The sequence below is a fragment of the Ruegeria sp. CDSB113 genome, from assembly GCF_059611045.1.
Window position 1 is genome coordinate 32,882 of sequence record NZ_JBXWOU010000011.1, and the last position, 21,463, is coordinate 54,344.

At 58.0% G+C, this 21,463-nt stretch carries 21 protein-coding genes; 9 read left to right on the top strand and 12 right to left on the bottom strand.

All coding sequences use genetic code 11. The features are described from left to right. The first annotated feature begins 82 nt into the window (after positions 1-82). From AC2FIS_RS17320 to AC2FIS_RS17350, 7 genes are all read left to right on the top strand, one after another. The gene (locus tag AC2FIS_RS17320; protein ID WP_082649262.1) at positions 83-580 is read left to right on the top strand and encodes a class I SAM-dependent methyltransferase; all 498 of its coding nucleotides are present in this window, start codon (positions 83-85) and stop codon (positions 578-580) included. 17 nt (positions 581-597) lie between these two features. Further along, positions 598-1,227, top strand: coding sequence for a glutathione S-transferase family protein (locus AC2FIS_RS17325; protein ID WP_496774608.1), 630 nt, complete (start codon positions 598-600; stop codon positions 1,225-1,227). A gap of 111 nt (positions 1,228-1,338) precedes the next feature. Beyond that, complete coding sequence (locus AC2FIS_RS17330; protein ID WP_496774610.1) at positions 1,339-3,741, top strand: GcvT family protein; 2,403 nt, start codon at positions 1,339-1,341, stop codon at positions 3,739-3,741. 2 nt (positions 3,742-3,743) lie between these two features. Further along, positions 3,744-5,294: a trimethylamine methyltransferase family protein gene (locus AC2FIS_RS17335; RefSeq protein WP_496774732.1), complete on the top strand. Its 1,551-nt coding sequence runs from the start codon at positions 3,744-3,746 to the stop codon at positions 5,292-5,294. Continuing rightward, positions 5,295-5,969, top strand: coding sequence for a TetR/AcrR family transcriptional regulator (locus AC2FIS_RS17340; RefSeq protein ID WP_496774612.1), 675 nt, complete (start codon positions 5,295-5,297; stop codon positions 5,967-5,969). Next, the gene (locus AC2FIS_RS17345; protein WP_496774613.1) at positions 5,966-7,270 is read left to right on the top strand and encodes an NAD(P)/FAD-dependent oxidoreductase; all 1,305 of its coding nucleotides are present in this window, start codon (positions 5,966-5,968) and stop codon (positions 7,268-7,270) included. Before AC2FIS_RS17340 ends, AC2FIS_RS17345 begins: the two co-directional genes overlap by 4 nt. 56 nt (positions 7,271-7,326) lie before the next feature. Then, positions 7,327-8,058, top strand: coding sequence for a hypothetical protein (locus AC2FIS_RS17350; RefSeq protein ID WP_496774614.1), 732 nt, complete (start codon positions 7,327-7,329; stop codon positions 8,056-8,058). Between the two features lie 12 nt (positions 8,059-8,070). Here the strand turns inward: AC2FIS_RS17350 and AC2FIS_RS17355 are convergent, their stop codons facing one another. Continuing rightward, entirely contained in the window at positions 8,071-8,430 is a 360-nt protein-coding gene (locus AC2FIS_RS17355) for a DUF3307 domain-containing protein (protein ID WP_369935462.1), read from the bottom strand. A 243-nt stretch (positions 8,431-8,673) separates the two neighbouring features. Here AC2FIS_RS17355 and AC2FIS_RS17360 point away from each other — a divergent pair, with 243 nt between their 5' ends. Then, positions 8,674-11,670, top strand: coding sequence for a cyclic nucleotide-binding domain-containing protein (locus tag AC2FIS_RS17360; RefSeq protein ID WP_496774734.1), 2,997 nt, complete (start codon positions 8,674-8,676; stop codon positions 11,668-11,670). A gap of 3 nt (positions 11,671-11,673) precedes the next feature. Here the strand turns inward: AC2FIS_RS17360 and AC2FIS_RS17365 are convergent, their stop codons facing one another. From AC2FIS_RS17365 to AC2FIS_RS17405, 9 genes are all read right to left on the bottom strand, one after another. After that, positions 11,674-11,964 (bottom strand): ArsR/SmtB family transcription factor, encoded by a 291-nt coding sequence (locus tag AC2FIS_RS17365; protein WP_496774736.1) that lies wholly within the window; start codon positions 11,962-11,964, stop codon positions 11,674-11,676. 109 nt (positions 11,965-12,073) lie between these two features. After that, complete coding sequence (locus AC2FIS_RS17370) at positions 12,074-13,306, bottom strand: mandelate racemase/muconate lactonizing enzyme family protein (RefSeq protein WP_496774616.1); 1,233 nt, start codon at positions 13,304-13,306, stop codon at positions 12,074-12,076. A gap of 24 nt (positions 13,307-13,330) precedes the next feature. Further along, positions 13,331-14,425, bottom strand: a complete 1,095-nt coding sequence (locus tag AC2FIS_RS17375; protein ID WP_496774617.1) for a Zn-dependent alcohol dehydrogenase — start codon at positions 14,423-14,425, stop codon at positions 13,331-13,333. A gap of 81 nt (positions 14,426-14,506) precedes the next feature. After that, positions 14,507-15,706: a TCR/Tet family MFS transporter gene (locus tag AC2FIS_RS17380; RefSeq protein ID WP_058273145.1), complete on the bottom strand. Its 1,200-nt coding sequence runs from the start codon at positions 15,704-15,706 to the stop codon at positions 14,507-14,509. Between the two features lie 67 nt (positions 15,707-15,773). Continuing rightward, positions 15,774-16,502 carry an alpha/beta fold hydrolase gene (locus AC2FIS_RS17385; protein WP_496774619.1) on the bottom strand — a complete coding sequence of 243 codons (729 nt, stop codon included), beginning with the start codon at positions 16,500-16,502 and terminating at the stop codon, positions 15,774-15,776. Between the two features lie 12 nt (positions 16,503-16,514). Then, positions 16,515-17,303 (bottom strand): 3-oxoadipate enol-lactonase, encoded by a 789-nt coding sequence (pcaD, locus tag AC2FIS_RS17390; protein WP_496774621.1) that lies wholly within the window; start codon positions 17,301-17,303, stop codon positions 16,515-16,517. A gap of 59 nt (positions 17,304-17,362) precedes the next feature. Next, entirely contained in the window at positions 17,363-18,337 is a 975-nt protein-coding gene (locus tag AC2FIS_RS17395) for a threonine ammonia-lyase (RefSeq protein WP_496774622.1), read from the bottom strand. Beyond that, positions 18,334-19,161 (bottom strand): alpha/beta fold hydrolase, encoded by an 828-nt coding sequence (locus AC2FIS_RS17400; RefSeq protein WP_496774624.1) that lies wholly within the window; start codon positions 19,159-19,161, stop codon positions 18,334-18,336. Before AC2FIS_RS17400 ends, AC2FIS_RS17395 begins: the two co-directional genes overlap by 4 nt. Beyond that, the gene (locus AC2FIS_RS17405) at positions 19,161-19,847 is read right to left on the bottom strand and encodes a haloacid dehalogenase type II (protein ID WP_496774626.1); all 687 of its coding nucleotides are present in this window, start codon (positions 19,845-19,847) and stop codon (positions 19,161-19,163) included. Before AC2FIS_RS17405 ends, AC2FIS_RS17400 begins: the two co-directional genes overlap by 1 nt. A gap of 128 nt (positions 19,848-19,975) precedes the next feature. Between AC2FIS_RS17405 and AC2FIS_RS17410 the strand changes: the two genes are divergently transcribed. Further along, positions 19,976-20,404: an FKBP-type peptidyl-prolyl cis-trans isomerase gene (locus AC2FIS_RS17410; RefSeq protein WP_058273150.1), complete on the top strand. Its 429-nt coding sequence runs from the start codon at positions 19,976-19,978 to the stop codon at positions 20,402-20,404. An 18-nt stretch (positions 20,405-20,422) separates the two neighbouring features. On the opposite strand, the gene AC2FIS_RS17415 is transcribed toward AC2FIS_RS17410, so the two are convergent. After that, the gene (locus AC2FIS_RS17415) at positions 20,423-20,611 is read right to left on the bottom strand and encodes a hypothetical protein (RefSeq protein ID WP_496774628.1); all 189 of its coding nucleotides are present in this window, start codon (positions 20,609-20,611) and stop codon (positions 20,423-20,425) included. A 59-nt stretch (positions 20,612-20,670) separates the two neighbouring features. Continuing rightward, a complete protein-coding gene (locus tag AC2FIS_RS17420; protein WP_282120727.1) occupies positions 20,671-21,462 on the bottom strand; it encodes an enoyl-ACP reductase FabI in 792 nt (263 codons plus the stop codon). Between the last annotated feature and the right edge of the window lies 1 nt (position 21,463).

The following is a 21,463-nucleotide window of genomic DNA, read 5'->3' on the forward strand; positions in this document are numbered from 1 at the left end:
ACACAAATCCTTGAGGATTTGTCATCACATGCGGTGTCGGCCCCAAATCATGAGCTGACTGATATCAAGGAGAGATTTCCCCGTGCCCGACAACCAAAGCCGCCTGGATCTGTTCATCGACCGTATGGTGTCCCAACGGGCCTGTCTGGATTTTGCCATCTCTGAAACCAAAGGAATGCCTGGGCCAGTGTTCGAACTGGGGTTGGGCAATGGGCGCACCTATCATCACATGGTGCAGTATATTTCAGGTCGACCTGTTTATGTATTCGAGCGCGCCGTGGCGTCGCATCCGGATTCCACGCCGCCCGCAGATCGGGTGATTTTGGGGGATGTGCGCGAAACACTACCGGCCTCGGTGGATCGGTTCGGAGCCACGGCCAGTCTGATCCACGCGGACTTGGGCGGTCACAACCGCAAAAAGAACGACGACTTCGCCAGGTTTGTCTCACCGCTGATCGAGCCGCTATTGGCCGAGGGTGGTTTGATGGTGTCCAGCGACCGGATGTATTTCGATACCTTGACCGAAGTTTCCCTTCCTGAAGGGGCCGTCGAGGGCCGCTGTTTCATTTATCGCCGCTGACAGGGCAGGAGAGTCCGATGCTTTTTTATGATTGTTCCACGGCCCCCAACCCACGGCGCGCGCGCATGTTCATTGCCGAAAAGGGTTTGGACATCGAAACCCGAGAAATCTCGATCGGCAAAGGTGAGCAACTCAGCGATGAATTTCGCGCGGTGAACCCGAACGCAACTATACCCGTGTTGGTGACGGATGAGGGCATCGCGTTGACCGAGAATCTTGGGATAGCTGCTTACCTTGAGGCGCGGTTTCCCGAGCCACCGCTGATGGGGCGCACACCCGATGAGAAGGGGCAGGTTCTGATGTGGAACAGCATCGTTGAGCAACAGGGCGGCGCGCCTGTAGCCGAAGCGTTGCGCAATACTCATCCTGCCTTTGCCGACAGGGCAATTCCGGGGCCGGTGAACCACCCGCAAATCCCGGAACTGGCTCAGCGAGGGTCCGCGCGGGTTGATCATTTCTTTTCGTTGCTCGAACAGCGGCTGGGCGAAAGCGCGTTTATCGCAGGCGACGACTTCACCTTGGCGGACATTTCCACCTTTGTCTTTGTGGACTTTGCCCGCGTGATCAAGAAGCGAATTCCGCAAGAAAATACCGCCACACTAGCATGGTTTGACAAGGTCGCAGCCCGCCCCAGCGCACAACTGTAAAACTGCTGATCCGAGGCCGTTTCTTCGCTCGCATAGAACTGTACAGAAATGTCTAGACAGAAGTGAACAGTGCCACTAGCGTCCTACCTTAATCATGCAGGGGAGCGCAGGATGAAATCTCAGTATCGCGTTGTGGTTATCGGGGGCGGCGTCGTGGGTGCCTCGGTTCTGTATCATCTGGTCAAGTTTGGCTGGTCGGATGTGGTTATGCTGGAACGGCGGCGGCTGGCGTCTGGCTCGTCCTGGCACGCGGCCGGCGGTATCCATGCGCTGAATGCCGACCCGAACATGGCATCCCTACAAGCCTATACAATTGATCTGCTCAGCGAGATCGAAAAGGAATCTGGTCAGAACATCGGCTTGCACATGACCGGTGGTCTGACGTTGGCCGGAACGCCCGAACGGTGGGAATGGTTGCAGGCGAATTACCGCATTTTCCAGTCTATCGGCATTGATGACTGCGAATTGCTGAGCCCGGAAGAGGCGCAAAGACGTTGCCCCATCATGTCCACCGACGGCGTTTTGGGGGCCATGTGGGCGGACCGCGAGGGGTATATCGACACGACTGGCACGGTTCAGGCCTATGCGACAGCAGCAAAAAAGAGGGGCGCGGAGTATTACGAAGAAACCAAGGTCGAAGAGCTGATCCAGACCGATGATGGCTGGCAGGTCGTCACCGACAAGGGCACGATCACCTGTGAACACGTGGTCAACGCCGCTGGCCTTTGGGCCAAGCAGGTCGGGCGTATGGCGGGGGTGGAGCTGCCGGTTTCACCGCTCAAGCACCACTATCTTATCACTGATACCGTGCCCGAGGTCGCCGAGGCAGATTTTGAGATGCCGATGACCGTCGATCTCGAAGGGTTCACCTATATGCGGCAGGACCAGAAAGGCGTTCTGGTTGGCATTTATGAGGTCGATCACGAACACTGGGCGATGGACGGTGCGCCGTGGAACTATGGTGAAGAACTGTTTCAGGAACAGCTTGATCGGATCGAGAATGAACTGACACTGGGCTTTGAACGCTATCCGTCGATCCAGGACGTGGGCATCAAGACATGGGTAAACGGTGCCTTCACCTTTGCCCCCGATGGCAACCCGCTGGTCGGCCCGGTGCCGGGCAAGCGCGGCTATTGGTCGGCCTGTGCTGTCATGGCAGGCTTTCTGCAGGGCGGCGGTGTCGGCAAGACACTGGCCGAGTGGATGATCCATGGCGAGCCCGAAGCGGATGCCTGGCCGATGGACGTGGCTCGCTTTGGCGATTTTGCGCAGAACAAGCGGTATATCCGTGAAACCACGGGCCAGTTTTATTCCCGCCGCTTTGTAATGACCTACCCAAACGAGCAACTGCCCGCGGGGCGGCCACTAAAGATGGCCCCAGCGCATGACGCGATGACGGATGCGGGCTGCAAATGGGGTGTTAGCTGGGATCTTGAAGTGCCGTTGTATTTCGCGCCGAAAGGGTTCGAGGAAACACCGACGCTCAAGCGGTCGAATGCACACGAAATCGTAGCTGATGAATGTACGGTGATCCGCGAAGGCGTCGGCCTTATGGATATCTCGGGCTTTTCGCGGTTCGAGGTTTCGGGACCAAATGCAAAAGTGTGGCTCGACAAAGTCATGGCCTCGAAACTACCTGCACCGGGTCGCGCAAAGCTGGCGCCTATGCTGGGTGAAAATGGGCGGCTTAAGGGGGATCTGACCGTTCTGAACTGGGGCGATGGTACCTGGTGGATCATGGGCAGCTATTACCTGCGGGCTTGGCACATGCGCTGGTTTGACGATCACATGATCGACGGCGTTACTGTCCGGGATCTGGGCGAGGAATATTGCGGTTTCGCCGTAGTCGGTCCCAAATCGCAAGCGGTTGTGGAAAAACTGGCCGAACAGGACATCTCGGACCTCAAATTCATGGGCTGTGGTGATTTCGACATCGGGCTCGTTCGCGCACGTGTTGCCCGCATGTCTGTGACCGGCGAAAAAGGGTATGAGATCAATTGCCGCTACGGTGACCACATCAAGCTGCGCCGTATGTTGCTGGAGGCCGGTGCCGAAGAGGGCATTCGCGAATGCGGCTTCAACGCGATGCTGTCGACACGCCTTGAAAAGAGCTTCGGCATCTGGTCGGCCGAGTTCACGCAGCTCTACACGCCGGGCATGACCGGAATGGATCGCTGGATCGACTGGGACAAGGAATTTGTCGGGAAAGATGCCGCGGTCGCAGAACGTGACGGCAATGGACCGGCGCAAATTCAGGTAACACTGGAAGTGGACGCCGCAGACGCGGACGCAAGCGGTTACGAGCCCGTTTGGGCGGGCGATGAGCGTGTGGGCTTCGTCACTTCGGGTGGGTATGGACACTACACTGGAAAGTCGCTGGCAATGGCGTTGGTCAATCGCGAAAAGGCCGAGCCGGGGACGGAATTGTCGGTGCACGTAGTTGGCGTTGAGCGCCCGGCACGGGTCATCGCACCTTCGCCCTACGATCCTCAAGGCAAAGCGATGAGGGGCTGATGATGATGTCGCAAACACCTGAACGCGGGCGACGAAGGCGCGGACGTGGAGCCGATGTCGCCACTGGCCCAACACGCGATGTGAACTACCGACAACTCAAGAACCCATTTCCTTTGATGGAGGTTTTCCCGGCAGATCAGATTGCGGATATGCACGAGACAGCCCTGCAGACACTGCAAGAGCTAGGGGTTAAGTGTCTGCTACCCGAGGCGCGGCGTCTCTTTGCGAAGGCGGGCGCGCGGGTGGATGAAGACACCGAAATGGTCTTTATCGGCCGCGACATTGTTGAAGCCGCCGTTGCATCAGCACCAAAGTCGATTGCGTGCAATGCTGGCGCGCGGCACAGGGACTTCACACTTGAGCTGGGCAGCCTGGTGTTTCAACCGGGGGCAGGGGCACCGAACGCGACAGATCTTGAACGCGGCCGCCGTCCCGCCACAGGGCAGGATTATCTGGAGTTTCTGAAGCTTACGCATCATTTCGATGTGTTCCAGATGATCTCTCCTCAGGTCGAGCCTCAGGACGTGCCGACGCATCTGCGCCACTATTTCACGACGAAGGCGCAGATGGAGCTGACGGACAAGTTCCCGTTCTTCTTTTCGCGTGGGACGCCGCAGGTGATGGATTGCTTTGAAATGTTATCCATCGCACGGGGCCTGTCAGATGATGAGTTTCAGGCGGGCGCACATTGCTACACGATCATCAACACGAACAGTCCGCGCACACTGGATATTCCGATGGCGCAGGGGCTAATTGATTTCGCCCGCAACGGCCAGATGTCGATCATCACGCCGTTTACGCTGATGGGCGCAATGGCTCCGATCACCGTGGCCGGCGCGATCACACTTTCACATGCCGAGGCGTTGGCGGCGCTGACACTGGCCCAGCTGGCAAGGCCAGGAGCGCCGGTTTGCTATGGCACGTTCACCAGCAACGTGGACATGAAATCGGGCGCACCTGCATTTGGTACGCCGTCACATTTTCAAGCCTCACTTGCAGCAGGCCAATTGGCACGGCATCTGGGACTGCCATGGCGGTCGGCTGCCGGATCGGCATCGAATATCAACGATGTTCAGGCGGCCAACGAAAACCAGTTCGGTCTTTGGGGTTGCCTGATGGCCGGAGCGACGGTGATCATCCACTCGGCTGGCTGGCTCGAAGGCGGCCTGACCGTGTCCTTCGAGAAGATGATCTGCGATGCCGAGGTTCTGAACATGGTGGCCGAGCTTTGTGCAGGGGCGCAGGCAGGTACGGCCGAGATCGGTTTCGACACCGCCCTGAGTGAAGTTGAACCCAGCGGGCACTTCTTTGCCTCTAGCCAGACGATGGAGCGGTACAACACCGAATTCTATGAACCACATTTGCACGATTATGCAAATTTCGGAACTTGGACAGAGCGCGGATCGATGGATGCCAATCATCGCGCGACCGCGGTTTGGAAGAGTATTCTGTCTGACTTCAAAGCGCCTTCATGTGACAGCGACCGCATGGGTGCCTTGCACGAGTTCATTGCGCGCCGCACCGCTGAGGGCGGCGCTCCGCCGGAGAGTTGAATGAGTACCAAGCCCATCCTGCACAGGGACGACCCCGAAGCTGAACCCTTGGTCGGCAATATCAAGGTCACGCGTGACGACTGGCTGAACGTGGCTATGGATGTCCTGATCTCGGACGGTGTGGACCAAATCAAGGTCCTGAACCTGGCTGAACGAATGGCCGTGTCGCGGTCGTCCTTCTATTGGTATTTCAAATCCCGGCAAGAGCTTTTGGACGCCCTGCTTGCGCGCTGGCATGCGACGAATACAGCGGCTTTGGTCGCGCAGGCCAAGGCCCCGGCGGATACGATAACCGCAGCCGTCTGCAACGTGCACCGTTGCGTGGTGAACACTGAACTGTTCGATACGGCGCTGGACTTTGCCATCCGGGATTGGGCGCGCAAATCGGGGAAAGTACGCCGGGCGCTCGATCAGTCAGATGCGCGCAGGCTTGAGGCTTTGCACGACATGTTCGCGCGGTACGGCTATTCAGAGGTCGAGGCCGAAACGCGTGCGCGCGTTCTGTACTATATGCAAATCGGGTACGATCTGGCGCAGCTGAATGAGCCAATGTCCACGCGGATCGCAATGGTTCCGCATTACCTTTATGTCTTCACCGGGGTTGAGCCCAAGCCCGAAGAAGTCGAAGAATTCAGCGCCTATTCAACGCGCTATTGGAAGGGAGAAGCCTCATGAGTCAACCTGACGCAATCATCATCGGAACAGGTGTGATCGGCGCGGCCATCGCCTTTGAAATGGCCAAAGCAGGCTGGAAAACCCTGTCGCTGGACCGAAACAGTCAGGTTGGCCACGGTTCGACCGCGGGGTCATGTGCGATTATTCGGATGCACTATTCGACCTTCGATGGAACGGCGTTTGCGTGGGAAGGTTACCACTATTGGCGCGATTGGGCGGACTACCTCGGCCTGCCCGAGGATGCCAATCTGGCGCAATTTCGCGAGACCGGCTGTCTGGTGATGAAGACCGATGCCAATGGCTTGCTTGAAAAGCACATGAAGAACAGTGCCGATCTGGATTGCCCGTTCGAAGAATGGTCAACCGATAAAGTTACCGAGCGCCTGCCGATCTACTCGCAGGACAGTTTCGCGCCGGCGCGCCGTATGGATGATCCGGAATTCGGGCACCCGAACGGGCGCAAGATGCAAGGCGGTGTGTTCTGGCCGCAGGCGGGATACGTCACCGACCCGGCTTTGTCCGCGCAGAACTTGATGGATGCTGCCAAGCTGCATGGCGCAGAAGTGCGCACTGGTGCCGAAGTGGTCGAGATATTGTCCAGCGACGGTCGGGTTTCGGGTGTTAAACTTGCCTCGGGCGAAGAAATCCACGCAAATGTCGTCGTGAATGTCGCGGGCCCCGGCTCAGCGATCATCAACAAGATGGCGGGTGTCCTGGATGACATGACGATCGAAACCCGCCCTTTGCGGCAAGAGGTTGTGCACGTCCCGGCACCCGAGGGGTTTGATTTTGAAAACGATGGAACGATTGTCTCGGACAGCGATATTGCCTGCTACTGCCGACCCGAGCACGGCAACCACATTCTGGTTGGCTCGGAAGATCCGGAATGTGACCCGCATCAGTGGTGCGAGGATGATGTGAATTACAACCACGACTTTACCGACCAGTGGACAACGCAGGCCATGCGATACGCGCAGCGCGTCCCAAGTCTTGGCATCCCGTCCAAAACGCGCGGAGTTGTGGACCTGTATGACGCATCCACAGACTGGATTCCGATCTATGACAAATCCAGCCTGCCGGGGTTCTACATGGCCTGCGGGACCAGTGGGAACCAGTACAAGAACGCGCCGATCGCAGGCAAGTTGATGACGGCCCTGATCGCGTATTGTGAAGGGGGCGCGGATCACGATGCGCAGCCGCTGCAATACGAACTTCCCTATATCGGGCGGAGCATTGATGTCGGGTTCTATTCCCGCAAGCGCCCGATCAACGAAGAAAGCAGTTTTTCTGTACTCGGGTAGTTAAAGAAAAAAATCGCTCTATCCTTCGGGGGAACTGAAAGAGTGCAGGACCCAGGATGGCCGAGCCGACGCATCGCGTTTTGATACTTGGAAGTGCGCCGGCCGCCGCTGCAGCACGAGAGTGGTCGCGGGAGCCGTTTACCCGCTTTGTTGCCATCAACAACGCCTGGCGTATCCGCGACGATTGGGATTTCCTCATCCATCCCGAGGACTTCCCTGTGCGCAACCGTCCAGACGTACTGGCGCGCGGTCAAAGCATCGTCGAGGCGGATGAATACGTTCCGCATCAAAACAAGTTTGGCGGATTTGTTTATGCCGGGGGCACGATGGCGTTTACGGCTGGTTACTGGGCCTTGGCCGCGCTTCAGCCAGCCGTCTTGGCCTTTTTTGGCTGTGACATGATTTACCCGAATTCCGGCCAGACCCATTTTTACGGCAACGGAGCAGCCGACCCTTTGCGCGCTGATGTGACGCTGCGATCGCTCGAGGCAAAATCCGCCCGACTGGCTTTGTTCGGTGCCGCGCAAAACTGCCGCGTGGTTCGACTGTCGCAGGGTGAAAGCCGGCTGGTCTTCCCTTCGGTGACGACTGACACCTTGATGTCTGCCGCACTGCCTTCGACAAAGGGTATGCAAGCGGCACTGCAGGCGGAGGCACAGCTTAATTACTTTGTTCCGTCTGGTCGCTACTGGATGGAAGAGGAACGTTTTGACGCCGCTAGAATTGACCATTTGGATCGAATGTGGCTGGACGCGTATTGTCCGCAATCCCTGGAAAACGTCGCCTGAAGCAATCGCTGATCAGGTCGCGAATTCAGCCCAGGCCCAGACCATGGCGATGTATGTCAGGTTGTGCAGGCACTGGTCCAGTCCTGCAGCCCGCCAAAACGCAGCCTGTGTCGGCATCAGTTTCTTTTTGTCTGAATAGCTGGCTTTGGCGAAATCAATATTGAAGTGAACAATCCATTCCAGTGCAGCAATGATCAAAATAAACGACCACGGCGCGCCAAAAATCAAAAAGACAATCACTGACCCGATGACGTGCACGCCCGCATGCTGCGCGCGGCCCAGGTGGAAATACTCACCGCGCCCTGCCAACATTTTCGGAGTCTGGAGAAAAAAATCCGCAAACATATGTTTGATCTGCAACAAGCAGAGCATCAATAGCACTGCGCCTATACTGGCAGTCAAATGAGTCCTCCCGAAATCGTCCCAAACGGAGTCTAGGCACTAATCTGTGGTTGCGCAAATGAACTTGTTCACACTCGGCAATTAACTGATCAAATTGGAAACTATTTGCCTCTTTTGGCTGGACTAAGGTAAATTCAGAGTGTTGGGTTTACGGCACTTTCGTCAAGATCGTTTCAGTGATCCGTAGTAGGGGCAGGTTCCATAGAACGTTCAATTTTCCAGTTTATTTGGAAATACTCGAAACGCGACCAGTTGATTCTGCTGGCCGTGACCTCGACGTTGTTTCCACTACTTTATCTGACGCTCGAATTGCCCAAACGCATCATCAACGATGCGATTGGCGCGGCCAGCCCGGTTGTAGATGTCTGGGGTTATAGCCTGCCTCAGACGACATTCCTCATCATTCTGTGTATCGGGTTTCTGATCGCGGTGCTGGCGCATGGCCTGATGAAAATGCGCATCAACACAATGAAAGGCGTGCTGAGCGAGCGTATGTTGCGCCGGTTCCGGTACGTGCTGATCAGCCGCGCGTTGCGTTTCCCTCAACCCTATTTCGAACGCGTCAGCCAAGGTGAGCTGGTGTCGATGGTCACCGCCGAAAGCGAGCCGATGGGCGGGCTCATGGGGGACGCGATCAGCCAACCGGTTTTGCAGGCGGGTCAGATGATCACCATCCTGTCCTTCCTGTTTCTGCAAAGCTTCTGGTTTGGGCTGGCGGCAGTCGCGCTGATCCCTCTGCAAGCCTGGCTGATTCCGAAACTGCAGCGTCAGATCAACCTTCTGAACAAAAAACGCATTCAGGAGGTTCGCCTGCTGGCCGCCCAGATCGGCGAGAACGCGGCGGGCGCGTCCACTTTGCGTGCCAATGGCGGGTGGCGGTATCGCCGGGCGATGGTGTCCGAGCAGCTGGGGCGCCTGTTTGGTATCCGGTTCGAGATCTACCAGAAGAAGTTCTTTATGAAATTCATAAACAACTTCATCTCGCAGATGACGCCGTTCCTGTTCTATTTGGTTGGCGGTCTTCTGGTCCTGCAGGGTTCGGTTTCGCTTGGTGCGCTGGTTGCGGCCCTGGCTGCGTATAAGGATCTCAGCTCACCGTGGAAGGAACTACTGACCTATTATAACCAGACACAGGACATGTCGCTGCGCTGGGACGTGGTGACGGAACGGTTTGCACCTTCCGGAATGCATGACGAGAAATTGTTCGATGGCGAACCCGAGGCCACGCCAAGGCTGAACGGTGACATCGTGCTCGACCATGTCTCGGTCCGCGATATGGACGGTAACCAGGTTCTGGATGATTTGGACCTGTCCTTTCCCAGCGGGAAAATCATCGGGATCGCGGCCCCCAGCGAAGAAGATCGCCGCGCTATGGCAGAGTTGCTGACGCGGGAAATTCTGCCCAGCTCGGGCCGGGTGCGGATCGGTGATATCCGTTTGTTAGAGCTGCATCAAAGCGTCGTGGCCGCCCGTATTGGGTATGCTTCGTCACGACCCGTAATGTTCCAGGGTACGCTGGGCGACAACGTCATGATGCCGATGCGGTTCAAGCCACAGACAACCGAAACAAACGACCCCGGATATGATGAGACGTTGCGTGCCGGCAATAGCCCGGACCCCTTCAAGGCAAACTGGCTGGACCCGACGACTGCGGGATTAGACAGCGCTGAAGAGGTGCGCGACTGGTGGTTGAAACTGATTGACGGGATGGGTTCCGGCGCGGCGCTGTTTTTGCGCGGGGCCGAACAGGTCTTCGATGCCGCCGAGCATCCCGAGCTGGCCGACAAACTGGTCGAACTGCGACCTTTGGTTCAGGATGCGGTGAAAGCAACAGGGCTAGAGCAACAGGCCCTGATCTTTGACCGCGATCGCTATAACCCTGCCTTGCCGGTTGCGGAGAACTTGTTGTTCGCCACCCCCAAAGTGCCCGTCACACAAGAGCTTTTGGCGCAGCAGACCGTGTTCCTTGAGCAGTTGCGCGAATTTGGTCTGGACGAAACACTGGTGAGCCTTACACGCGATGTGATTGAGATGCTGCGCCAGATTTTCGGCCTGGACGGCACCGATCACCCGCTGTTTCGCAAACTGGGACTAGAGGCGCAAACGTACGAGGCTGCGGTCGAGCTTGTCGAAAAGACCCGGAACGAGGGCGTATCGGGGCTGAATGATGAACAGCTGGCCAACCTGCTGGCCGTTCCGTTTGTGATTTCGGCGGAACAGATCGGACCAGCCTTCACCGACGACCTCAAGGACCGCATTCTTGAGCTGCGGCATAGCCATTCCGAAAAGCTGCTGGAGCGGTTGCTCGATGTATTTGTGCCCTTGGACAAAACGAAATTTGCGCCCGGATTGACAGTTCTGGAGAACGCCCTGTTTGGAAAGGTCAGTCAGATCGGCGGCGCCCGTTCGGACGAAGCGCGCAAACTGATTGCGGATGTATTGAACGAAAACGGTGCCCGCCCGCTGGTGGTCGAGCTGATCTATGACGTGCCGGTGGCGCTTGGCGGCCAAAACCTGCCAGCGGTCTTTGCTGAACCTCTGTCCTTTACGCGCGCGACGATCAAGAAGCCGGATATCCTGATCCTTGAGGATGCGCTGGCCAGTTATGATATGGCCTCGAAAGTGGCCGTGTACAAAAACCTTCGGGCGCTGCTGCCGGATACCACGGTGATCTACCTGAACGACCAGTTTGAAAACCCGAGCGTGTTCGACATGTATGTGGAAATCAGGCAAGGTCGGGTCGTCTCGGACGAAGGACCTGCGGACGTGGAAGAAGACAGTGCCGCCTCGGCTGACCTTTCGCGCAAGCTGCGCGCGCTGGAACAGACACCGCTGTTTTCCGGGCTGGACCGCCGACAGCTGCGCCTGCTGGCCTTTGGTGCGCGCTGGTTCGATGCCAAAGCAGGAGAGGTTGTTTTCCTTAAGGACGATCAGCCAACCGACGGCGCCTATGTGGTGCTGGACGGGGAAGCCGGGTTGTACCTTCCGCAAACCGACGGAGTGGATCAGTTGATTGCCACGGTCGGCCCCGGTGCCCTGGTCGGAGAGTTGGGTTTGATCCGCAAGGAACCTCGGGCGCTGAGCATGATCGCCGAGACGGAATTGTCGTGCCTGCGTATTGGTGAAGAGGAATTCCTGGCCGTGGTCGAAAATGATGCCGCAACTGCGTTCAAACTGTTGCAGGTAATCGCGGGTTACGTATCGAACTAAGGGTTATTCGCTTTCGGGGCTGCAGAACAGATCGTAAAGAACGGCGATCACCTGCGCCGCACCGTCGTTGTTCAGCGAGTAATAGATGGACTTTCCTTCCCTGCGCGTTGCAACAATGTTTTCAGCGCGCAGGCGCGCCAGCATCTGACTGACTGCAGCCTGACGGATACGCAACAAGGCTTCCAACTCACCCACGGATTTTTCGCCGTCGGCCAGATGACACAAGATCATCAACCGACCCTCATGCGCGAGCGTTTTCAGAAACGCAGAGGCCCGAGCCGCGCTTTCTTTCATTTCAGATAGCGCAGCTTCGGTTTGTTCGGTTTGGTCGTCTTCAAGTGTCACGCGTTGCCTGTTTAACACCTATGGGTTGGGTCAATGTGCCCCAAGACCTATTGGGTTGTCACCCCTCGGTTGCAGGGGCACCACCCTGAAAGGCGTTTCCGTTCACGTAGTCACAGGGCTCTTCTTGCATTTGCAGATGCAGGCCGTCACCGTTGAAAGGGTGCGCGCGGGCAAGATCTTCGTTCACCTCGATGCCAAGGCCGGGTGCGGTTGGGGCGGGGACAAATCCAGCCTCAACCCGCAATGAGCTGTTGATGAGTTGATCGTGAAACGGCGTGTCTATGGTCTCAAGCAGCAGCAGGTTTGGGATGGATGCGGCCAGATGGATATTGGCGGCCCATTCAATCGGACCGGCGTATAGGTGCGGGGCCATCTGGGCGTTGAAGACTTCGGCGATTGCGGCCACTTTCTTCATCTCCCAAATCCCGCCGGCACGACCCAGCGCGGGTTGCAGGATTTCTGCCGCCCCAGCCCGCAAAACGGCCGCGAATTCGGCTTTGGTGGTCATGCGTTCACCGGTCGCGACCGGGATCCGAACGTTTCGCGCGACACGAGCCATATCTTCAATCATGTCCGGAGGTGTGGGCTCTTCGAACCAAAGCGGTGAATAGGGTTCAAGCGCCTGACCCAATCGGATTGCGCCCGCGGTGTTGAACTGGCCGTGGGTGCCGAACAGCAGGTCGGCTTTGTCGCCTACGGCTTCTCGGATCGCTTTGCAGAACGCAACAGACATCGAGATATCGGACATCGCAGGCATGTGCCCACCCCGAACAGTGTAGGGGCCGGCGGGGTCAAACTTGACGGCTGTGAACCCGCGTCGGACCATTTCGGCGGCACATTCGCCAGCTTGTTCAGGCGATGTCCAGAAATCGTTCAGATTATGTTGGGGCAGGGGATACAGATAGGTGTAGGCCCTTATGCGTTCGTTCACCAATCCGCCCAGCAAGGCGTAGACCGGCCGATCGCGATCTTTACCCAGAATGTCCCAACACGCGATTTCCAGTCCGGAAAAGGCGCCCATGACGGTCAGATCGGGGCGCTGTGTAAACCCGCTGGAGTATGCTCGGCGGAACATCAGCTCGATGTTTTCGGGGTTCTCGCCCTGCATGTGCCGTTCGAACACGTCCCGAATGACATGGCGCATCGCCTCGGGGCCAACCGAGGATGCATAGCATTCCCCCCAGCCCGTGATCCCAGTATCGGTCGTGACTTTGACCAGTATCCAATATCGCCCGCCCCATCCGGGCGCAGGAGGGGCGGTGACAATGATATCGAGGTCTTGCAGCTTCATCAGGTGGTCTCCTGCCCTGCCGGGTTAATCCCTGTCGAAAACGATCACGTTACGCTTGGCGGATCCGGTTTTGGTGTCCTCGATCGCTTCGTTGATCTGCGACAGCGACCACCGGCCCGAAATCAGCTCATCCAGTTTCAGGCGTCCCTGATCATAAAGGTCGATCATCCACGGAATATCCCGCTGGATGACAACATCGCCCATTTTTGATCCGATCAAACCCTGACCCAGCGCGGCCAGAACTACCGGCTCGTAGCTTGCCATATCCCCGGAGTGCGGCATCCCGATCATTACCGCCTTACCACCCGGACCCAAATAACGAGGGGCCTGATCGTAGGCAGGAATCGCGCCGACGGTGATCAAAACGGCATCTGCACCGCGACCCCCAAGCGCCTTGTAGGCGGCCTTCCAGGGGGCTTTCTGATCGGCCAAAACGCCGTGAGTCGCGCCGAATTCCTTGGCAATGGCTAGCTTCTCTTCGGTCATGTCCACGGCCACAATGCGGCGTGCACCGGCGATGTGGGCGCCCTGAATTGCGTTCAGCCCGACACCTCCGGCGCCGATCACCACCACATCCTGTCCGGGCCGCAACCCGGCGGCGTTGACGGCGGCGCCGACGCCCGTGATCACTCCGCAGGACAGCAGGCTGGCGACGTCTTTGGGCATCGACTGTGGTATTTTGACAATTTGCCGGTGGCTGACCACAACCTTTTCTGCAAATGCTCCGCAGGCCATTGCCTGCTCCAGTGGTCCGCCATCTGCTGTGCGCAACGGCCCGTTGACCTTATCATAAGGCGTTTCGCAGACAGTTGGTTTCCCCCCCGCGCAAGAGGGGCACGAGCCACATGCCCGGATCAGGGTAACGACAACCGGGTCCCCAACCTGAAACACACCTGCCGAGTCGCCGACCGCAGTGATAATGCCCGCAGCTTCGTGCCCGTAGACGGCAGGAAGATGCCCGCCCCACGCACCACCGGCAAATGAAATGTCCGAATGGCAAATTGCCACCGCATCCAGTGTCACCTCGACCTCATCTGACTTGGGCGGCGCGATCTGAATATCTTCGATGACCAGAGGTTCACCGAACGCCCGGCAAACGGCGGCTTTGATGGTTTGCATGCTGTCCCTCTCTCGCTTTGCGCTACGGTGGCGCGCTTATGGGGACGCTGCAAGGCGGAATCCGTCAAAGGGATGTCGTAGTTATGCCATGACCCCACGTGAACGGGAAAACACAAGAAGACAGATCACCATCATGACGAATGCCAAGAGGAATGGTGCGCCTGGCAAGTAGATCGCCGCGTCGGGCTTGATGAACTGAGCGAACACGCTGGTCATGAGCAACGGTGCGATGACCATCGACAAAGCGTGCAAGGATGTCAGTACACCCTGCAGTTCACCCTGTTGCGAGTCGGGCGTCTTGCGCGACATCAGGGCCTGCAGGGCAGGGGTCACAACTGCTCCGATGGCGGTGATCGGGATCAGCATCAAGGCAATGATCCCATTGGTCAGAAAGGCCAGAAGAAAAAAGCTAAACAGCTCGAACCCCATGCCGTAGATGATTGTGACGCGTTCCCCCAAATACTTGGTTGCGGGACGGATCAGGCCGCCCTGAACGGCCGCCATGCCGATCCCGTAGACGCCTAGTGACAGGCCGATCATTTGTGGTGACCAGCCGAACCGTTCGGTTGTGAAATACGCCCAAATTGCCGGGTAGACATAGATCGATATTGAGTACAGGAGATAGACCCACAGCATCGGCCGGATCCCGGGCAACGCGGCAATCGCGCGCAACGAGTTCACTGGGTTTGCCCGCCTCAGGCTGAAGGCCCGGCGCGTCTTGTCGGTGACCGTCTCGGGCATGACACATACACCGATGACGAAGGCCAGTGCAGACAAGCCCGCCGCAGCCCAAAATGGTGCACGTGTGCCATATTCGCTCAGCAGCCCACCTAGTACCGGGCCAAAGACAAACCCGACGCCAAATGCTGCGCCCAATAGACCAAAGTTTGCAGCCTTTTCGTGGGGTTTCGACACATCCGCCATGAAGGCCGCCGCCGTTGCATGCGTGGCAGCCGTAATGCCTCCGACGATGCGTCCGGCCAACAGCAACCAGATGCTGCCCGCAAGCGCCATGACAACATAGTCCAGTGACATGACGAACAGCGAGACCAGCAATACCACCCGTCGCCCGTAAGCATCCGAAAGGTTACCCAGAACCGGTCCGAACACAAATTGCATGGCGGCAAACGCGGTGCTGAGGATGCCACCCCAGATCGCAGCTGTCGCCAATGTGCCGCCCTGAACTTCGACGATCAGTTCCGGCATGATAGGCAGGACAAGGCCGATGCCCATGGCGTCGATCATGACCGTGAGAAGGACGAAGAAAAAAGGAAGACGCATTTTAACCGCAAGGATGAGAATTTGGGCGGACCTTATCCGCAGAAAATGAAGGTTGGAAGGGACACGCTCAGACTTGTGATCCAGGCAGGTCCCTTGCGATCTTGTCCAACAATTCAGCTAGTTTTTGCGGTTGTGCAAAGAACGGGGAATGCGACGTGTCAATCGTATGACGCATCGTCGCGGGGGCGCTGCGGCTCATCTGTTCCTGGTATTCGGTCGGGATGGTCCGGTCATCGGTTGTCCGGATGTAGGCCTTGGGAACCCGGTCGAAATTGCCGGTCAAGGGCAAGGGGGCGTCCTGTGGTGCGATGGCTTGCGGACACAAGCGCGCAAACGCGAATGGCAGTGTTTCGGGTGGGCAGTCGTGGTAGAACAGATCATGCACCTTGCTTGGTACAACCGTATAAGAGAGGCCGTCAGTTGATTTTTCGACCGCATCATGGATTGTCTGCCGGGGCGATCGTTTGCGCATTTCCACCATCGAAAGACCATCCTGCGGGACGTAGGCGGCAAGGTAGACAAGGGCGCGCATGGCCTCCGGCGCGGCTTCGGCCGCGGCACTGATCGGGTAGCCACCCCAGGAATGACCGACAATGATTGTATTGGGCGAGGTCGCATCCAAAATTGTGTCGCGACAACTGTCCAACGTCACATCGGCAACGGGCGTCGGATCCGATCCGTGGCTGGGTAGGTCAATGGCACGGACCTCGTGCCCCAGCGCTTCCAACGCCGGGATGAGGTCGCGCCAACACCAGGCACCGTGGCAGGACCCATGGACTAATAGAAGATCGGCCAAACCAAGGCTCCTTCAAACATGTCCGATTTCGGTCAGAAAGCTGTGCAGCAATGCCGCGTATTCTGCCGGTTGTTCCACACAAGGCAAGTGCCCAGCGCGTCGCATCAGCTCGAACCGAGAGCCGGGGATCAGGTCAACGGTTTCCCGCACAAGATCCGGTGGGGTCGATCCGTCCTCGCTGCCGGCGATGCCGAGGGTCGGCAGGCGCAGGCCGCTGGTGGGGGTGTAGAAGTCTGTGCCAGAGATTGCCGCGCAGCAGCCCAGATAGCCATCCACTGGCTGGCGCACCATCATGTTGCGCCAAAGCAGATGCTCGGGCGATGCGCGGAATGCCTTGGAAAACCAGCGCTCCATGGTTGCATCAGCCAGGGCCTCGATCCCGCCCTTTTGTACCGCGTCCATGCGGTCCAGCCAGATTGAAGGAATGCCGATCTTGGCTGCTGTGTTGGACAGCACCAAGGCGCGAACCTGATCCAGCCGTTTGACAGCCAGCCCTTGTCCGATCAGCCCGCCGATCGAAAGGCCGACAAACACGCAATCGCGCACTTCAAGAAAATCAAGCAATCCTTCCACGTCCCGCACAAGCGCACCCATCGAATAGGGGGCTGGGGGTTGCGACGAAAGACCGTGCCCGCGCTTGTCAAAGCGGATCACACGCAGCCCTGCAGGCAGGTGCAGCAAAACATCGTCCCAAAGTCGCAGGTCGGTTCCCAGAGAATTGGCGAACACAATTGGCGCGCCGCCTGGATCACCATCGACCCGATAGTGGATTTGAACGTTTCCAATGTCTGCGATCTGCACGACTCAATCCCCTGGCGTCATACGCCCAAATGTCAGGTTGCCCCAGCCTAAACGACTTGTCAGGTCAGGTATTCCAGCGCTTTTCCAAAGACTTCGGGGTCGGCGTTGCCACCCGATGCCACCACGATCACAGTGTCGCCCTCGATTTCCTCGGCGCGGAAAAGGGCTGAGGCCAGCGATACTGCCCCGCCTGGTTCCAGCACGATCTTGAGGCGCAAAAACGCCTGCGCCATGGCGCGCAGCGCGTCTTCCTCGGACACCGACAAGCCCGGACCGCACAACCTATTCAGGATCGGAAAGGTGATCTGGCCCGGTTCCGGCGTCAGGATCGCATCGCAAATGTTGCCCGATGCGGCGTTGTTGCTTTGAATATGCCCGGTTGCCAAAGACCGTTTGACGTCATCGAACCCCTGAGGTTCGCAAGGGCGGGCCCGCAGTCCAGGCGCATGACCTTCCAATGCCAGCGCAATGCCCGAGGTCAGCCCACCACCGCCGCAACACACCAGAACGTCTGCCGTTTCGACGCCCATTTCGGCCGCCTGCCGCGCCAGTTCCAGCCCGACGGTGCCCTGACCTGCGATGACCAAAGGTTCGTCGTAAGGCCGGATCAGGGTAAGGCCACGTTGGGACGCCAACGCCTCGCCAATCTCTTCGCGGCTTTCGTTAGCGCGGTCGTACAGAACAACTTCGCCCCCCAGCGCGCGGGTGTTGTCGATCTTTAGCTGCGGTGCGTCAGAGGGCATGACGATGACCGATGAAATCCCATGCTGTGTGGCCGCATAGGCCACGCCCTGCGCGTGATTGCCCGAGGAATAGGCGATGACACCGCGCTGCCGGTCCGCATCACCAAGGGCCGATATCGCCGACCAGGCCCCGCGAAACTTGAAGCTGCCGGTATGTTGCAGACACTCGGGTTTCACCAGCACGCGGCGGCCTGCGATTTCATCCAGAAACGGCGATGAAAGAATCGGTGTCTCGCGAACATGCCCCCTGAGGCGTTCGGCGGCGGCCTCGATCATTTCAAGTGTGCTCATGCGGTGACCAGTACCTTGCGAATGAGTTCTACTGACTGTGGTTCATCCAGAAACGGGGGATGACCACGGTCGGGTATTTCTGCCGATATAAGATCGGCGTGGCGATTGTGCATTTCAGTCAGCGTGTCTTTGCCCAAAATATCCGAATTTGCGCCGCGAATGACGCCGGTGGGAATGCCCTGCAGTGTTTCAAACAGGGGCCACAGGTCAGGGGCGGGCCCTGCAGCAGCCTGTTCCAGAAGCGCTGTACGCAGCGCAGGATCATAGCTGAGGGTCAGGCCATCAGGCGTTTCGTCGAATTGGACTTCGGCCTGCTGCCGCCAACGCGCTAGTGGCACGCCGGGAAATTGGGGCCCCATGACGTGCTGCAACGCCCGAGCCGCCAAATCATATGTTTTGGAAACGGGCTGCTTGCCGACAAATTCCATGATCTTGGCGATACCCGATGGTTCCAGCACCGGACCGACGTCGTTCAGAACAACGCTCAACAACCGTTCGGGATGGCTGGCGGCTAGCGCCATGGCAATCAGTCCCCCACGCGAGGTGCCTATGACATTCACACGGTCCAAACCAAGATGGTCCAGCAACTCGATCGCGTCTTGAGATTCGCGAAGGACGTTGTAGTTCATGAAGTCCGGGTCATGGTCCGAGCGTCCGCGACCACGGTAATCCATCGCAATTACCCGCATGTCGCCCAGATGCGGCGCGAGGAACGAAAAATCCTTGCTGTTGCGGGTCAACCCGGCAAGGCAAAGCACAGGCGCACCAGAGCCGGTGTCCTCGAAAAAAAGACGCCTGTCATCAGACGAAGTGAAAAATGCCATTAAAGTCCAACCAGTTGCGGAATCGTCGTTAGGTCGGACAGTACATGCGCAGGCTTCCATGGCAAGCGGTCCATCGGTTCCCCGGCGCGATTGACCCAGGCGGTGACAAAGCCGTACCCGCTGGCCCCAGCCGCATCCCAGCCATTCGAGCTGACGAACAGAACCTCGTTTCGGGCACAGCAGAACCGTTCCTGCACAAGGTCATAGACCCGCGAATCCGGCTTGAAGACTCCGACGCTTTCCACGGACAACACGTCGTCCAAAACGTCCCCGATACCCGCTGACTGAACCGCGCCATCAAGCATCGGTGGCGAGCCATTTGACAAGATCGCTGTTTGCAACTCACCCGCTTTTAGTGCGCGCAGCATTTCTGGAACTTCGGGATAGGCCTGCAATTCCCAGTACAGATCCAGAAGCCGTTGCCGCAGTGTTGCGTCGCCGTCCAGGCCGGTCGCCTCAAGCGCCCAGTCGAGGCCATCCTGTGTAACATCCCAGAAGTCCGCATGAGCATCCGTGACCGCGCGCAGCCAGGTGTATTGCAGCTGTTTCAGGCGCCAATGATTGGCAAGTTCGGGCCACTTTTGCTGCAGTTTCTCAAAGCCCGGTTCCCCGGCTGCTTGCCGCGCGGCGGCGGCCACGTCGAACAGCGTTCCATACGCATCGAAAATGCAGGTTGTGATTGGCATCCGGTCCCCTCCTGATCGTCCGGGGCAGGTTTGCACAACAATAACGGGCATGAAAGAGGGCGGGGTTTACAATGTCGTGTTACCTCCTAGGCTTGGCCGTTAAACCCCAAAAGAGGCCGGAGACCAATATGACCGAAATCAAACAAGGCGACACGGTTCGCATCCATTACACAGGAACGCTGTTGGACGGAAACGTCTTTGACAGTTCCGAAGGACGTGACCCGCTGGAATTCGTCGTTGGTACGGGCCAGATTATCCCGGGTTTGGATTCGGCGATGCCGGGTTTGAACATTGGGGACAAAAAGCGGGTCGAGATCGCCTGCGTTGACGCCTATGGCCCGATTAACCCCGCAGCGCGCCAGCAAATCCCGCGCGAAGGCATTCCGGACGATATTCCGCTGGATCCCGGCACCCAATTGCAGATGCAAACACCGGACGGACAGGCCGTTCCGGTAACGGTGGTAGAGGTCGACGAAGCGACCGTCACGCTGGATGCCAACCATCCATTGGCTGGTCAGGATCTGATATTTGATATCGAGGTCGTTTCGATCAACTGACCCATGAAACGAGTCGGATCAGCCTGATATGAGGCTGATCCAGGCTTTAACGGTTTCCTGCATTTGCGGCTGTGTGAAAAACACAAACAACAATAGGCTGGTCAGGGCCAATAGCGCGACGAGACCGCGCGTGCCCAGAAACCCGGATCTGCGGCGTGACCGGATGCTGCGAGTGTTGCTGGTAAGGATATGTTCGGCTTTACTCATGCCGATATCCCTGCCCGTGAAAGATGGTGAAATCTTGGCACCGGCAGGGAAAGATCGAGTCACATGTGATCTGGCTGCGGCATGCCCAAAACGTGGAAGCCGCCATCGACGCGAATGATCTCGCCCGAGGTGCATGCGCCCGCGTCTGAAGTGAGGTAAACGGCCGTGCCGCCAACAGCCTCGAGCGTTGCGTTCGAACGCATGGGCGCGTTCTGATCGCAGAACTTGTAAGTCTTGCGGGCGCCGCCGATTGCGGCACCTGCCAGCGTCTTCATTGGGCCGGGCGAGATCGCATTGACGCGAATGCCTTCCGGGCCCAGATCGTTGGCCAGATAGCGGGTCGCCGATTCCAGCGCGGCCTTGGCCACACCCATGACGTTATAGTTCGGCACAACCTTGTTCGATCCCTGATACGTCAGGGTCAGCAGCGTGCCGCCATTCTCTTGCATCAGCGGATAAGCGCGGCGCGCAACCTCGATGAAGGAATAGGCGGAAACATCCATCGAGTGTTTGAAGTTGGCCCGCGTTGTGTTCAGAAAACGTCCCGTCAGTTCGGATTTATCCGAATAGGCGATCGCATGAACCACGAAGTCAATGGTGGGCCAGCGCGCGCCAAGCTCTTCGAATGCGCGATCCAGTGAGGCGTCATCCGTGACGTCCGCGTCCACCATGAAATCACTGCCCAGGCTTTGGGCCAACGGCTCAAGGCGCTTTCCGAAGGCTTCGCCCTGATAGGTGAATGCCAGTTCAGCACCGGCCTCATGCATGGCTTTGGCAATGCCCCACGCGATCGAGCGGTCATTGGCCACGCCCATGATCAGGCCGCGTTTACCTTTTAGAAGATCCGACATT

Coding starts and splice junctions, on each gene's coding strand:
- AC2FIS_RS17325 (WP_496774608.1), top strand. CDS start 598: ATGCTTTTTTATGATTGTTCCACGGCCCCCAACCCACGGCGCGCGCGC.
- AC2FIS_RS17330 (WP_496774610.1), top strand. CDS start 1,339: ATGAAATCTCAGTATCGCGTTGTGGTTATCGGGGGCGGCGTCGTGGGT.
- AC2FIS_RS17335 (WP_496774732.1), top strand. CDS start 3,744: ATGATGTCGCAAACACCTGAACGCGGGCGACGAAGGCGCGGACGTGGA.
- AC2FIS_RS17340 (WP_496774612.1), top strand. CDS start 5,295: ATGAGTACCAAGCCCATCCTGCACAGGGACGACCCCGAAGCTGAACCC.
- AC2FIS_RS17345 (WP_496774613.1), top strand. CDS start 5,966: ATGAGTCAACCTGACGCAATCATCATCGGAACAGGTGTGATCGGCGCG.
- AC2FIS_RS17350 (WP_496774614.1), top strand. CDS start 7,327: ATGGCCGAGCCGACGCATCGCGTTTTGATACTTGGAAGTGCGCCGGCC.
- AC2FIS_RS17355 (WP_369935462.1), bottom strand. CDS start 8,430: ATGCTCTGCTTGTTGCAGATCAAACATATGTTTGCGGATTTTTTTCTC.
- AC2FIS_RS17365 (WP_496774736.1), bottom strand. CDS start 11,964: ATGAAAGAAAGCGCGGCTCGGGCCTCTGCGTTTCTGAAAACGCTCGCG.
- AC2FIS_RS17370 (WP_496774616.1), bottom strand. CDS start 13,306: ATGAAGCTGCAAGACCTCGATATCATTGTCACCGCCCCTCCTGCGCCC.
- AC2FIS_RS17375 (WP_496774617.1), bottom strand. CDS start 14,425: ATGCAAACCATCAAAGCCGCCGTTTGCCGGGCGTTCGGTGAACCTCTG.
- AC2FIS_RS17380 (WP_058273145.1), bottom strand. CDS start 15,706: ATGCGTCTTCCTTTTTTCTTCGTCCTTCTCACGGTCATGATCGACGCC.
- AC2FIS_RS17395 (WP_496774622.1), bottom strand. CDS start 18,337: ATGAGCACACTTGAAATGATCGAGGCCGCCGCCGAACGCCTCAGGGGG.
- AC2FIS_RS17400 (WP_496774624.1), bottom strand. CDS start 19,161: ATGGCATTTTTCACTTCGTCTGATGACAGGCGTCTTTTTTTCGAGGAC.
- AC2FIS_RS17405 (WP_496774626.1), bottom strand. CDS start 19,847: ATGCCAATCACAACCTGCATTTTCGATGCGTATGGAACGCTGTTCGAC.
- AC2FIS_RS17410 (WP_058273150.1), top strand. CDS start 19,976: ATGACCGAAATCAAACAAGGCGACACGGTTCGCATCCATTACACAGGA.
- AC2FIS_RS17415 (WP_496774628.1), bottom strand. CDS start 20,611: ATGAGTAAAGCCGAACATATCCTTACCAGCAACACTCGCAGCATCCGG.
- AC2FIS_RS17420 (WP_282120727.1), bottom strand. CDS start 21,462: ATGTCGGATCTTCTAAAAGGTAAACGCGGCCTGATCATGGGCGTGGCC.